Here is a 12,846-nt window from a genome sequence, read left to right as displayed (position 1 = left end):
GCTGCACGCCCTCCCGCCCCGTGCTTCACTTCATCGTCGCGAGCTTCCGGACAAGGTCGTCGCCGTACTGATACGCCGAGAGGTAATCCATCGTGCCGTCCGTCAGCCCCGCGCGCTTCTGAAGCTGCGCGCGGTAGTCCGGCCCCGCAAGCCTGCTCTTGAACTCCTTTTCCCACTTGCCCGCGTTCTCCTTGCCCGACCAGTACGCCGGGCAGAGCTTGCCCGTCACGTCGAAATGGCGGATCACGTTGCTCGCGGGGATGCTGTACTTCTTCATCAGAGCTTTCGTCAGCTCAAGTGCCTGCGCGACGGTCTTCGCGCCCGGCGCGTATACGCCGTTCTTGACCGCGTCGCACAGCTCAATGCTGATACTGTTGGCGTTCTTGCACTTTCCGTACATCGTCCCGCCGCCGGTCTGCGCGCAGCTCGGATACTTGTTGCCGCCGACCGCCCACGCGATGCGCAGGTCGTCCACGCTCTGCACGATCTCTTTCTCGTCCACGAAGTAGTGCGCGCTGGTCTTCACGACGTTGCCCGCGTAATACTTCGCGTTGTTCATCGCCGTGTCGCCGTCGTTGCCGGTGTAGTGGATGACGATGTAGCGGATGCCGCTCGCCGCGCGCGTGCCGCCGACGTTCCCCGCGTTCGCGGGATATTTGCGGATATTCACACCGCTCACTCTCCCTTCGCGCTGCCCGCGGCGTTCTGTGTGCCGAAGTAGAACGCGATCACCATGAGGTACACGGTGTTAAACTCCTGCGTGACCGCGCCGCGCACCGTCAGGATGCAGAAGGTCGCCGTCAGCGCGATCGTCACAAGGCTCTTCACGCTGAGAAGGTTCGCAATTCTTTTGTTCAGTAATTCATTCATAAAACCGTATCGTCCTTTCTGAAAATCTTGATGCCCGCCACCACGACGAGCTCCGTTGTCCACGCCTTGAACCATCGTTCCGTCAGCACGTCGGGCGGCGGAACACCGAGCGCCGTCATGGTAAGCGAGGCGACGGTGTACCACGTCAGGCTGAAAATGGCGATGGATATGTACTTGTCCCGCTTTTTCATCTTGTCCCAGCGGGCTTTCAGCGCTTTCATGCTGCCGCCCCGTTATCGAGGATGGAGTGAATTCCCCGCTCGGCCAAAAATTCTTTTTGCTTGTGCTTCACTTCGGCGGCGTAGTCCAGTGCGGCGTGCATGTCCCCGTTACAGTGCGCGTCCGGAATGCGCTGCATCGCCTTCGCCGTCGCCTCGCCCAGCGCAATGGCAGCCCAGCTGCCCTCGATGAGCTTGAGCATCAGCTGCTCCTGCATCTTCTGCTGCTCGGCAGCCTTTTCGCGCTCCTTCTTGTCGCGTCGGCGGTCGCGGGCGGCGATGGCCTCGATGAGTGCCACCACGACCGCCGCTGCGGCGGAAATCAACGCCGCCGTCATACCGTCGCCTCCTTAAAATACTGTCCAACCAGCTCGTGAGGAAGATACTGGAGAGTGATTTTGTTACCGGACTGCTCACCGATACGCTCGCACTTGTACAGCTTAGTGTCCTCGGGGTCTTTGTAATAAAGACCATAGGTGTACTCCATACCACGAGCAGCCGGAATCGGGTCATCCTGCGTGCCCGCGTGGTCGACGTTGATGATCGTCCACATGGCAGGGGTGGAGTGCGGCGGCCAGTTCTCTTGCGTGGTGTGGCCCTGACCTTTGTTGACGCGGTAGACGTGCAGCACGCCGCTTTCGTCCGTATCGCTGCGGCGGTCGCCGGGCTTGACGGTCTCGCCGATGTGATCCGCCCAGCGCGGGAACAGCTCAACCGCCGTTGCCGCGTCGCTGTCCGGCAGGCTCGTTGCCGCCGCCTCGATCATCGGTCGCAGCTTTGCCGCGCGCTGCGGCGTGATGCTCTGGCCGACCAGCGCCGTTACGGTCGCCGCCGAAAGCTCGGATTCCGTGGGCTTGCCCATCTTGATAGACACCGTACCGTCGCGATGGTCAGTGATGTCACCCGCGATGCTGTACTCGCTGTTGTCATACTCGTTGACGACCTCTTTGGTCTCGCCCGTGGGATGGCCTTGCTCGTCCAGTACATCCACCATGTCGCGCTGGACGATGATCCACGGGGTATTGTCAGGCAGCAGCGCCGCCGCCTGCGCGTAGAGCATGGTGAGCGCGATGGTCTTTGTGTCGCGCTCGCCCCACGTACGGTCTTTGGGGTTGCCGTTGATCTCTGCGGGGTATTCGGTGTTGTTGACTTTGATGTAAGTCATGTGTTATCACTCCTTTTATAATTAAAAGCAGAAGCCGAAGGCCACGCCATACGCACTGCTCGCGCCGCTGCGGGAGGCCCTGCCGTCGCTGCGGACAATGCAGAAATTCGTGGAGTCGCTGCCATACGGAGAGCGCTCCCACCAGTAGCTCGCGCTGCCGTTATACTTCTTCACCTTGCTGTTGCCCGCCTTGTAGTAGTCGTACTGCGTGCCCTCGCCTCTCTTGGAATAGCTGACTCTGCCGAAAATCTCGATCTCGCTCAGCAGAAACAGCTTGTCCGCCGTGGTGTTGATGGTCCCGCTCTGGCTGCCCGCCGAGGTCAGCTTGTTCACCTCGCGGATGCCATTCTGCACCTCCGTCGGCATCCCGGCGAGGATGATAGGCATGTACGTTTGCCGCATGTAACAGCTTTTCCAACCGCCTCCGTTGGTGCTACTATCGTTTATCCAATACTTCCTGTAGCAGTCATGCAGCTGGAAGGTTAGCGGAGCCTTACCCGATCTGTCTGAATAGTCGTCGTGGTTCTTGCCGATGATGTCGATTTGGTAGTCCACACCGCCGATAGTCATGGGCTTGCTGTTGCCCACCGCCCAAGCGCTCGGCGCGCTGCCGCTATGGCACGCCGCGATAATCTGCTCCCACGTGTTGTTGGCAAACACAGGGTCGTAGGACGGCCCAAACGTGATGTCATATCCCGTCCCACCGATAAGCGTCCTGCCCTTCTTGATGCTGTACGCAGTGCCGTTGACGAGGCATTTCCCGCCCTTCACTTCGTAGGCCGTGCCATTGACGAGGGTTTTATGGCTCATGCGCGCACCTCCACAGGCAGCCCGCGCAGCCGCGCGTACTCGGTCACGGCGTAGTGCAGCGGCGTACCTTCCTTGAAAACGTACATAGCCTTGACCCTGCGCTTCTCGCCGCGCTCGTCTTTGATGTAAATCTCCATCTTCGCCCCTCCTTAGCCGTACACCCAGTTGATCGCGTAGTTCTCAGTGGGCTGGGTCTCCGTGCTCACGAGCGTCTGCTTAACGATGTTGCCGCTTGCGATATAGTCGCTGCCACGCGTCGCCGCCACCAGTCCGCCCGAGCCATTGCCCTTGAGGATGTTGGTCGTGGATGGAACTGTCGGCACGCTCACCGTGACCGCGCCCGTCTTACCATTGACCGACGTGACAGGATACGGTGGCGGATTGCTTGCGCTGTACTGCTTGACGTTGTCCACATTGCCGAGGCCTACATCTCCCTTTGCAAGGCTCACCGCGCCTGTCTTGCTGTTGACGCTTGTAACCGGAGCGCTCTGCAACGCGCTGTCAGCCTTGCCTAAGCTCGTCTGTACGTCGCTTGCAAGGTCGGATTTTGCCACCGTCGACTTAAAGGCCAGAATGCCGAGGTCGGCGAACCACTTGGCAACCTTGCCGAACAGCACGGAGAGCTTTTCGCCCGTCGCAATGTTTGCTCTGGTGGAAGCCGCCGTGAACGCCGCCGTGACGTTGCTGCCGTCGCCGGTCTTATCCAGCTTGCCGGAGACATCGACCTTCTTCGCCGCTTCCGCCGCAATCTCGTTGACGTCGGTAGGTGTGAAGTAGTCCGTGCCCTTCACCGGCGTTTTGCCGTCTGCGCCAGCTGGACCAGTCTCTCCCTGCGGACCCCTTGGCCCCTCTGGGCCGGTATCTCCCTTCGCGCCGTCAGCACCGGCAGGCCCCCGTGCGCCCGTGTCGCCCTTCGGACCCTTGAGGTTCACGGTCTTCGGATTCGCCTTGCCGCCGTCGTTCGTCCACGACAGGTCGCCGTCGTCGCTCATGCTCGGCGTGAACGTCACGCCGTCGCGTCCGTTTGTCCCGTCTTTACCCGGCGCACCGTCTGCGCCGTCTTTCCCGGGCAGGCCGTCCGCGCCCTTTGCGCCGTCCTTTCCGGGGTCTCCCTTCGGTCCCTGAATTCCCTGCGGCCCGCGCTCGCCGGTCTCACCCTTCGCGCCCTGCAAGGGGCCGTTGTTGATGAACTCGCCGGTAATGCCGTCGAAAATGTATATGTCGTAGGGCTCTTCCGTGCCCACGCCGTAAGCATCGCCCGCCGCTGCGGTCGCTTTCTGCGCGGCATCCAGCGCAGCCTTTGTGCCGTAGTAGCCCAGCACCTTAAAGCCGCTGCCGGTCTCCCCCTTGGGGCCAGCGGGGCCCTGCTCGCCTTGCGGGCCAGTCTTCCCCTGCGGGCCCTGTTCGCCCTGCGGGCCGCGCGGGCCTTCGGGTCCGGTCGGTCCGGTCGCGCCGGTGTCACCTTTCTCTCCTTTTGGTCCGGTATCGCCCTTGTCTCCTTTCAGCGCGGCAAGCTGCGCCGCCGTAAAGTCGGAATAGGTAAAGGCATCGCCCTTGTCTCCCTTTGCACCTTTCGGACCAGCGGGGCCGGTCTCGCCTTGAATACCCTGCTCTCCCTGCGGGCCGCGGGGGCCGGTTTCACCTTTGGGGCCCTGCGGCCCCGTCGCACCGGTTGCGCCGGTCTCTCCCTTGGGTCCCTGTGCGCCGGTTGCACCCGTGTCTCCTTTGGGGCCGGTTGCGCCTGTGTCGCCCTTGGGGCCCTGCTCGCCGGTATCTCCCTTGGGGCCGACTTCACCCTGCGGCCCGGTCGCGGCAACGCCCGTGTCGGCAAAAGCGCCCGCCGTGGCGTCCCACTTGAACCAGTTGCCCGTGGTCTCGTCGACGTATGGCATCTTGGAAACCGCCGTCTCCGCATCCGCCGCCGCCTGCAAAACCTCGTCGACCCAGCTTTGATAGGCTGCGGGCGGCTCGGTCGTGCCGTTTGCGCTCAGCGACGGCTCGACCACCGTGCGCCACGTCCGGCTCTTGGCGATCGCGCCGCCCACGGTGTAGGTGAGCTCGGCCATGCCCTCGCCTGCCTTTGCGGTGTCGGCGTTGCTCAGCGTCCAGATCACGTCACCGTTCTCGCTCTTAAGGCTCGCTGGATACGGCACGCTGTCACCCTCACGCAGCACCGTCAGCGCGAAGACGCCCTCGCCGTACAGCCGCGCCCAACTGTCCGCAAGGCCGCGCCAGACGATCCTCTGCGCCTCGTTCTCGCCCTGATGGCCCAGCGGCAGATACGGCAGCTCGCGCACTTCGATCTCTCTCATACGATCTCGTACCCCCTCTCGTAGCCCTGCGCCGGTTCATGCGTCCTGCCCCAGTAGCGGGCAAAGTTGCCGTAGGCCTCGTTATAGAGCTGGCTCGAATCGGCATAGCGGCTGTACTCGCCGTTCTCCGCGTCGATCTTCGCCTTGAGGTACAGCACGTAAAGCTCGTCGTGCGGGGCCTTCACCAGCAGCTCTTCGTCCATGCCGTCCGGATAGCCGGTCGCCATGATCTGCTCGAGCTCTTCCGGCGTCGCCAGCAGCACGTCCGCCGCGATCCTGCCCTCAAGCGCCTTGAGCCATTCGAATTTTTCCTCTTCGGGAAAGGCGTTCGGCTTCGCCGTGTCGGCGTGCTGCATCGCTTTTCTCGGCGTCATGTTCTTCTCTCCTCTCTCAATGATGGATAAAGGCGGGCGCGGGTCTTGTCCCACGCCCGCCTTGGGGTTATTGCCTTAGAGCGAGTTGCCCGCCGCGATACCGCCGATGGCGGCAAAGCGCCAGTCGTTGAAGCACGCGTTGAAGCGGCTGCGGCCGCGCCAGACGTTCGCGTCGGTGTTCTCGTCGATGGTGGAGCGCACCTCGAGCTGAATGCGGTCATTCCACACCGCGCCGCCGTAGGTCTCGTTGTACTTGCTGTCCAGCAGCACCCACGGGGAAACGCCGTTTGTGATGTAGTGGTTCAGATACGGCCACACGATGACGTTCCAGCGGCCGTACTGATAGTTGAAGGCGTTGTTCGCGCTCACAGGGTCCTTGTCCGCGCCGATGGCCGCGAATACCGCCTTTTTGAGGTCGGCGTTCTCGGGGATCAGGATCGTGTCAGGGGCCACGTCAAGGATCTCGTCGTTGTCGCCGCGGAACAGGTGCATCTTGGTCTCGAGCTTGCCCAGCGCGTCCACGCTGAACGCATCCTTGAAGCAGTTGCACTGCTTGTCGCCGCTCACCTTGGGCACGTGCTCCTTGGCGAACAGGTTGCTGCCGTCCGCGCCCGTCAGGTCGAACTTGACGCCCTTAAAGGTCACGCTGCTGTTGCCCATCATGGCCGCGCCGTACAGCGCCGCGCCAAAGAGCTCGCGCGTGCGCTTGTAAGAGGTCATAAAGGCCGCAGGCTGCTTGCGCATGTCGAGCAGCTTGCCGTCCTCGATCATCTCCTTGGACACGCTGAAAGAATCCTTCCACGTCTGGTACTTGAGGAACTTCTGGTAGCCCTCCTGCATGCCGTCCAGCGGATAAGCGCCGTTCTCGCCCACGGGCTCAAAGCCGCTCATGGCCGTCAGCGTGGTCATCACGTCGCCGTAGTTCTTGGAAGAACCCGTCAGGAACAGGTTCTTCAGCACGCTGTTCTGCTCAAATTCCTCGCCGCGCTTTTCAAGGAACATCTTGATCGGCGCCTGGCAGTTGCCGTAAACGCTGTTGTTCAGGTTGCTCGATTCCGAAAAAATGATTTTCATTGCTTACTTTCTCTCCTCTCTTCCGTTTTCCTTAGACAAAGCGGCCGCGGATCATGCTGCCCGCTTCCGTGCCCTCAAGGCTCACGACCTCGAACGTGCCGGGCGCCGCCGCATCCGATCCGCCCGTGACGTACTTTGCCTTGAGGCCGCCGCTCGCCACCTGGATCTTGGTGCCGACCTTCACGGCCGCTGCGGCCGCCGCGAGCTCGGTCTCAAAGGTGTACTTGCCCTGCACGCGAGTCACCGCCAGCAGCTCGCCCGCGGCCACCGTGCCGCTCTGCATGCACACATAGGGCGGCGTGGTCGCCTGGTCGGCAGCGATCGCCGCCAGCTTGCCGTTCGTCACGTTCAGCAGCTGGCCGACCTGATACGTGCCCGCCGCCGCTTCGATGTACTCAAACGGGGTCATTGCCCCGTCCGTCGATTTGATGGGAATAAACATTGCGTTCCTCCTTGTCTCGTTAGTTTCTGTTCTTCTCGATCCACGTGCGGATCTCCTCGTCCGTTGCCGTGGGATTGAAGATGCGGAAGCTCGCCAGCTCCTCGCTCGTCACGATCTTGCCGCCCGCGCCGCGGGATGCCGCCGCGCCGGTCAGGTGGTCCTTGCCCCTCTGACCCGTCAAGGCCTGCGCTCTCGCCGCCTCGGCCAGCGCCTTCTCGCGCCGCTCGCGCGTCGAGATGAGGTAGGCGTCGTAAAACGACATGCCGCTCTTCACGCGCGCGTAGAATTCCTCGCTCTCGGGGAGCTTCAAAAGATCCTCCACGCCGTTCACCTCGGGCTCGAGCGCGTGGATCTTCTTGATCTGCTCGTCGATGGCGCGCTGCATCTTCTCCTGCTCCGCCGCGGCCTGCTCGCGCTCATGCGCCGCCACGATCTCCGCTGCCCGCTTGACGACAGGATTCTCGCTGATCGCCTCATTGAGAGATTCCTGCGTCAGCTTCCCGGCCTTGAGGTCGCTTTCGAGCTTCTGCTGCTTGAAGGACTTCGACCATTCGTCAAACTGCTCCTTCGTCGCGATGGGCTCGCCCGTGATCGTGTTCTTGAGCCCCGCACTTTCGAAAAAAGCCTTCCACTCCGCGTCCATCTTCTCGCTCTGCGCCTTGAGCGCCGCGTCCACCGCGGCCTGCTGCTCGGCTCTGCGCCGCGCCGCCGCATGAGCTCTGCGCTCGTCGAGGGTCTGCTCCTTCTTCGCGCCCTCCGCATCGTTGTTGTCTTCTGCGCCTTCCGCGCCGTCCCGGCCCTCGGGAGCGGTTACGGCGCCCTCTGCGCCCTCGCCGCCCGTCGTGCCGGTATCGCCGCCCTCCGGCGTGCCGTTGGTCTCTTCTGCGGCCGGGGCAGCGGCGCCCGGCTCGTTTGCGCCTGTGGGCTCCTGCTGCGTGCCTGCCTCGTCAGGCGGCACCGTCAGGCCCATCGCTTCAAAGACGTCTTTTTCCGTGAATTCCATGTTCTCTTCCTCTCTGGCATGTTCCCGCTATCGCCCTGCGACTGCGCAGCCGTTGGCAGTTTTACTGCCTTACGGATGCGGCGTCCCCTTTACGGGGAATATTCCTTTATTACTTGCTTCTCAGGTCGCTGCCCGTGTGGACGACGCCCTTCTTCGAGTCGGTCTGCTGGTTCGGCGCTTTCACGACCTGCGTGCCGCCGTTCTTGATTCTGCCGACGTAACCGCTCTTTTTGCTCATGCCCGCGTCCTCCTTTCCTTCGGATTCGGCATTTTCCCGCTGTTGCCCTGCGCTGTCCCCTTTGTGGGGCTCTATGCTCTGTGCGCCTTCTTTCGCGCCTTTAGCCTTTCTTACTGCTGCATGTAAAGTCCTTTCGCCTGTCCGCTCGCGGCGTTCATGGCATCCTGCTGTGCCTGCGCGTCGATCGCCGCGGCCAGCTCGTCCGGCACGCCAGCGCCGCCGCCCGGCATATCGCCCTGCATGTCCGCCTGCTGCGCCGCCTGCTGCGCGGCCATTTCTTCTTGCCGCTGCGCCTTTTCTTCGAGGTGCTTTTTCGTCTGCGCCGCGCCGGGGTAGTGCAGCTCCTCCATCTTCGCCCAGAACAGAATGAGCGTTTCAAGGTCCGTCGGGTCTCCGAAGGCCCCGCCCTCAAGGTTCTGCCGCGTCTCCTGCCACATCGCCTCGCGGTTGCTCGCCAGCGGTGCGCTCGTGTCGCACGAGAAAAGGAACTGATCGTTCCAGTGCAGCTCGCCGTCTTCGCCTTCTTCAAGGAAGTCATAGCGGTTGAACTCCTCGTACATCGTCTCGCCCGTGCTGTCCTTATACGTCACCGGCCGCGGCTCGTCCGAGTACGCCAGCCAGAACTTGAACATCGTTTCGAAGAGCTCGGCGTAGGCGGCGTTTTTCATCACGCGCTTGCTCTCGAGGCGTCCCGCCGCCTGCGCGGCAGAGAATTCCTTGGCCTTGCCGCTCGTCGCGGTCGTGTCCTGCCTGCCCTGAAAGCTGTCCGTGATGCCGATGATCTGCCGCGCCTCTTCGTACACCTGCGCCAGATACGTGAGCTCATACTGCAAATTGCCCGAAAAATCGTAGACGTCGATGAGGCTTTTAGCGCGGGGGTCTCCGATGTACCAGCGCTCGCCGTCCTCGGGATCGGTGCGCAGGTCCACCCGGTCGGGTAGCGTGATGCGCGTACCTGCCTTCATCAGTCGGTCGATGATCTTCTGCTCGATGCGGTTGCTCGTGTTCTGCTGGTCGCGGATCATGTCAACGTCGCTGTTCCCGAGCAGCTGGCCGAAGACGCTCACGCTGCGCTGCAAGATGATCGGGTAGCGGTCCGGCCGGTAATACGGGATGCGCACCGGCACCTGCACGATCTGTCCGTTTTCGTCCACCGTCTCCTGCATCCCGCCGATAAACGTGCCGTCGCTGCGCTGTACCGGCGCATAGAGCTCTTCGAAGTCCTGCGTCTTGCTCTCCCAGTCCTTGCCGCCGCACCACGGGCACGCACCGCCTGAGTAGGCCGCGCCGTTTACCTCCTGCCCCGGCAGCGGCTTTACCTTGCCGCAGCTCTTGCACACCGGCTGCCTGCGCGCCTGATAGTCCTTGAGGTTTTCGAGCTCCGTGTCGTTCACCCACGTGTAGCGGTCGATGCCGCCGCGCTCGTTGAGCTTGTAGCCGATGTAAAGCGTCAGGTTTCGGTCGCTCGTGGATCCGTCGCCGCCGCGGACATCCGGCTCGCTCTCACCCTCGTTTTCAAGCAGCACGCCGTAGCGGCGCTCGACGTAGCCCTTCGTCGTCGGCACCTTGACGATGAAATAATCCATGTCGGCAATGCCCGTGTAGACGTTTGGCTGCGGCGCGAACTGCTGCGGGTGGATGAGCGTCACGTTCACCTCGCCGACGGTCGTGCTCGTGCGCTTCGTGTTATCCCACTCGACCAAAAAGCCCACGCCGCCCTGAATGGGCACCGTACGCTCGGCCAGATCGTTCAGCGCCTCAAACGGGAGCCGGTCGAGCTCGTTGCGCAGAAAGTGCTCGATCACGTCGGCCAGGTGCTCGTCCTTCTTGCGCCGCGGCGTCACCTTCGGCTGCGGAATGCTGCTCGATACCTGGCTTTCGATGTTCTCGAACGTGATGTTGCGCACGTGGCTCGTCTTTTTCAGCGTGCCGTCGAGGTGCGTGTCGCCGGGGACGAGCGGCTGCATCGTGCGGTCCCCGTTGTAGACCGCCTCGCGCTCGTTCATTTTTTCGACTTCTTTCGACCACTTGGCGTCGCTCTCATTGAGCCTCGCCTGCCACTCGCGCAGCTCCTCGCTGATCGTGCTTGTCTTTGCTTTTTCTTCCATGTCTTTTCTCCCTCTCATCGCGGCTCGCCCCAGAGCGCCAGCATTTCTGCCCGCTCGGTCTCGCTCGCGCTGTTGTAGTCCTCCCACATGTCCGCCGTCCAGCGCGTTTTCTTCTCGCTGCCGGCGGTCTTAATTTCCATCGTCTGCTGGGGCCGCGCATAGTGCGCGATCGCCAGCGCCATCACGCAGTCGTCGTGCGCGCCCGGCTCGGCCTCGCCCTGCAAGTCTTTCTCCCGCCGCACGAATGTCAGCATCTCAAGCAGCGTGTCGCGGTCGTTCACCGTGCTCATGCTCTCGCGCAAAATGCGGATGAGCTCAGACAGGATCACCGGTCTCGTCAGCCGGTTCGTCTGGAAGCCGAAGGCGTGCTTGATCTTGCCTGTGAAGTCGTCCTCCACCTCGCGCACATACAGGTTGCGGTAGCCCATCAGGTCAAGCAGCTTCGTCGGGTACGTCGAGAAGTTCGTCTCGATGGCGAGCAGCGCGTCGTTGTAGTACTTGCCGAGGCAGTACATCTGCCGCGCATACGTGTCCTCGTCGTACTGGTGGCGCAGCGTGCAGACCTGCTTGCCCGTGATGTTGTCGAGCACCTGCCCGACGAAATAATCGCTGCCGTCGCCCGCCGTGTCGCCGCCGATGACATAGGGCCGCCCCGGCACCGGTTCTTCGTAGATCGTCACCGCGCCGTCCGGATCGTCCACCCACGCCCAGCGCTCGAGGTGTACACCGTCTTCCTTGACGACGTTTTCGAAGTAGCCGCGCCTCGGCTTCTTCGCCCGCTCGACGATAAGCAGCCGCTCGCTCACCTTTTTCGCGTCGAACACCGTCTTGCCCGTCACGCCCCACTGGCCGAGGCAATAGACCTGGTAGTAGTACTCGTCCGTCTCTTTGAAGGCCTCAAGCGTCGTGATGGCCTCCGCCGTCAGAAAGCGGTTGTCGAGATACGTGCTCTCGTGTACCGTCGCGCGTGGGTCCTTGCGGTCGAAAAACCGCTTTTTCAGCCAATGTGTGATGCTGATCGGATTGAACGTCAGGATCATTTGCAGGTAATAGGGGAAATCCGTTCTCAGTCGGATATCCAGCTGGTCGAAGTCCCCCTGCTCCAGCTCGCTCGCTTCCTCGATCCAGATGCCCGTGATGTCGTAGATCGACTTGAGCTTTTCCACGTCGTCGAGGCCCGCGAACAGGATCTTGCTGCCGTTCGCAAACGAAATGCTCATGTCACTCTTGTTGACCTTCGCCCCGCTGTCGGGGTAGAAGTCGGATATCTGCCCGCGCAGCTGCTCAAAGCAGCTCTCGCGCAGCGTCCGCGCCACCTTGCGGCACACCAGCCAGCGGTGCCCCGGCTCGCTTGTCACGCGCTCGAGCACCTTGCGCCCCGCGAAGATCGACTTGCCGCTGCCGCCGCCGCCTTTCAGGACGAGGTAGCGGTGCCGGTCGAACAGCAGCGGCAGGAAGTGCGCGTTGTTCGTCGCGCGGAAGTCCCGCCACCACAGCGCCACCTCAAGCTCTCGCTCATAGGTCCGCGTCTTCGTCGCCGCCATCGTGCTCAAACTCCTGCATCAGCTCGCGCAGCATCGCTTGCCGCTCCTCGAGCGGGATGCTCGCCGCCGTCACGGTCTTTGTCGCCCGCTCGCCGAGCTCGACCTCTTTCTTCTCGCTGTAGCCGTAGTTGTTCGTCAGGTTGAAGAGGATTCCTTTCAGGTCCTTGCCCGGCCGCGTCAGCATCTCGTGCTCGTTCCAGGCCTTCATGCGCTCGCGCACCCGCTCGCCGACGGCCGCGAATTCCTCGCTCTCGCCCATGTACCGGCTCCACGTCGCCCGGTCGATGCGAAGAAAGGTGCACAGCTCGTGCATGCTCGGCGGGATGATGTACTCCGTCACCTCGACCTCTTCGCCCAGCGTGTTTTTCACCGGCACGGGGATGAGGATCACATGGCCCTTGTCGTCGCGCTTGCCGCTGTCCACCATTTCCGTGACCTTCACGCGCCGCGTGATCGCTGCGAAATAGCGCTCGCAGGCCTTGCCCAGCGTTGCCGCCGTGTATTTCTTCTGCCGCGCCATCCGCACCCCTCCCCTCGGCGCGCTTGCCTTGTTTTCAAAAAGTGTAGCAAATGCAACAGGTCACGAACCGTCAACTTTTTGAGGGCAAAAAAGAGCCGCAAACCCTTGTCAAATCAGGGCTTGCAGCTTTTCCTCGCACGCGCACGCGCGAGAGCATGCACGCAGCGC

General features: G+C 62.4%; 16 protein-coding genes. All 16 read right to left on the bottom strand.

The annotated features are described in order from the left end of the window. Nucleotides 1–25 precede the first annotated feature (25 nt). The 16 genes from NI20_RS0110055 to NI20_RS0109985 all read right to left on the bottom strand — a co-directional run bounded on the left by NI20_RS0110055 (nt 26) and on the right by NI20_RS0109985 (nt 12,678). Nucleotides 26–670 carry an N-acetylmuramoyl-L-alanine amidase family protein gene (locus NI20_RS0110055; RefSeq protein WP_052084583.1) on the bottom strand — a complete coding sequence of 215 codons (645 nt, stop codon included), beginning with the start codon at nt 668–670 and terminating at the stop codon, nt 26–28. Nucleotides 671–675: 5 nt separating this feature from the next. Next, nucleotides 676–870 (bottom strand): hypothetical protein, encoded by a 195-nt coding sequence (locus NI20_RS0110050; RefSeq protein ID WP_033121259.1) that lies wholly within the window; start codon nt 868–870, stop codon nt 676–678. Beyond that, complete coding sequence (locus NI20_RS0110045; protein ID WP_033121258.1) at nt 867–1,091, bottom strand: hypothetical protein; 225 nt, start codon at nt 1,089–1,091, stop codon at nt 867–869. Before NI20_RS0110045 ends, NI20_RS0110050 begins: the two co-directional genes overlap by 4 nt. Further along, the gene (locus NI20_RS15420; protein WP_033121257.1) at nt 1,088–1,426 is read right to left on the bottom strand and encodes a hypothetical protein; all 339 of its coding nucleotides are present in this window, start codon (nt 1,424–1,426) and stop codon (nt 1,088–1,090) included. Before NI20_RS15420 ends, NI20_RS0110045 begins: the two co-directional genes overlap by 4 nt. Beyond that, on the bottom strand, nt 1,423–2,253 hold the full coding sequence (locus NI20_RS0110035) for a hypothetical protein (RefSeq protein WP_033121256.1): 831 nt from the start codon (nt 2,251–2,253) through the stop codon (nt 1,423–1,425). Before NI20_RS0110035 ends, NI20_RS15420 begins: the two co-directional genes overlap by 4 nt. A gap of 21 nt (nt 2,254–2,274) precedes the next feature. Then, nucleotides 2,275–3,063: a DUF6273 domain-containing protein gene (locus NI20_RS0110030; protein WP_033121255.1), complete on the bottom strand. Its 789-nt coding sequence runs from the start codon at nt 3,061–3,063 to the stop codon at nt 2,275–2,277. Beyond that, nucleotides 3,060–3,200, bottom strand: coding sequence for a hypothetical protein (locus NI20_RS15150; RefSeq protein ID WP_156108622.1), 141 nt, complete (start codon nt 3,198–3,200; stop codon nt 3,060–3,062). Before NI20_RS15150 ends, NI20_RS0110030 begins: the two co-directional genes overlap by 4 nt. 12 nt (nt 3,201–3,212) lie before the next feature. Beyond that, nucleotides 3,213–5,375 (bottom strand): collagen-like protein, encoded by a 2,163-nt coding sequence (locus tag NI20_RS15900; RefSeq protein ID WP_052084582.1) that lies wholly within the window; start codon nt 5,373–5,375, stop codon nt 3,213–3,215. After that, nucleotides 5,372–5,749 (bottom strand): hypothetical protein, encoded by a 378-nt coding sequence (locus NI20_RS0110015; protein ID WP_033121254.1) that lies wholly within the window; start codon nt 5,747–5,749, stop codon nt 5,372–5,374. The genes NI20_RS15900 and NI20_RS0110015 overlap by 4 nt, the downstream gene beginning before the upstream one ends. 75 nt (nt 5,750–5,824) lie before the next feature. Continuing rightward, nucleotides 5,825–6,823 (bottom strand): hypothetical protein, encoded by a 999-nt coding sequence (locus NI20_RS0110010; protein ID WP_033121253.1) that lies wholly within the window; start codon nt 6,821–6,823, stop codon nt 5,825–5,827. 31 nt (nt 6,824–6,854) lie between these two features. After that, nucleotides 6,855–7,265, bottom strand: coding sequence for a hypothetical protein (locus tag NI20_RS0110005; protein WP_033121252.1), 411 nt, complete (start codon nt 7,263–7,265; stop codon nt 6,855–6,857). 19 nt (nt 7,266–7,284) lie between these two features. Beyond that, complete coding sequence (locus tag NI20_RS0110000; protein ID WP_033121251.1) at nt 7,285–8,268, bottom strand: hypothetical protein; 984 nt, start codon at nt 8,266–8,268, stop codon at nt 7,285–7,287. Between the two features lie 109 nt (nt 8,269–8,377). Beyond that, on the bottom strand, nt 8,378–8,506 hold the full coding sequence (locus NI20_RS15875) for a hypothetical protein (RefSeq protein ID WP_255358019.1): 129 nt from the start codon (nt 8,504–8,506) through the stop codon (nt 8,378–8,380). Between the two features lie 110 nt (nt 8,507–8,616). Then, nucleotides 8,617–10,614: a hypothetical protein gene (locus NI20_RS0109995; RefSeq protein ID WP_033121250.1), complete on the bottom strand. Its 1,998-nt coding sequence runs from the start codon at nt 10,612–10,614 to the stop codon at nt 8,617–8,619. 14 nt (nt 10,615–10,628) lie between these two features. Then, entirely contained in the window at nt 10,629–12,158 is a 1,530-nt protein-coding gene (locus tag NI20_RS14250; RefSeq protein WP_052084581.1) for a PBSX family phage terminase large subunit, read from the bottom strand. Beyond that, complete coding sequence (locus tag NI20_RS0109985) at nt 12,130–12,678, bottom strand: terminase small subunit (protein ID WP_033121249.1); 549 nt, start codon at nt 12,676–12,678, stop codon at nt 12,130–12,132. Before NI20_RS0109985 ends, NI20_RS14250 begins: the two co-directional genes overlap by 29 nt. Between the last annotated feature and the right edge of the window lie 168 nt (nt 12,679–12,846).

Source organism: Oscillibacter sp. ER4, assembly GCF_000765235.1.
GTDB lineage: Bacteria > Bacillota > Clostridia > Oscillospirales > Oscillospiraceae > Hominicoprocola > Hominicoprocola fusiformis.
Note: the sequence above shows the minus strand (reverse complement) of the source record. Positions and strands in the feature narration are given on the sequence as shown.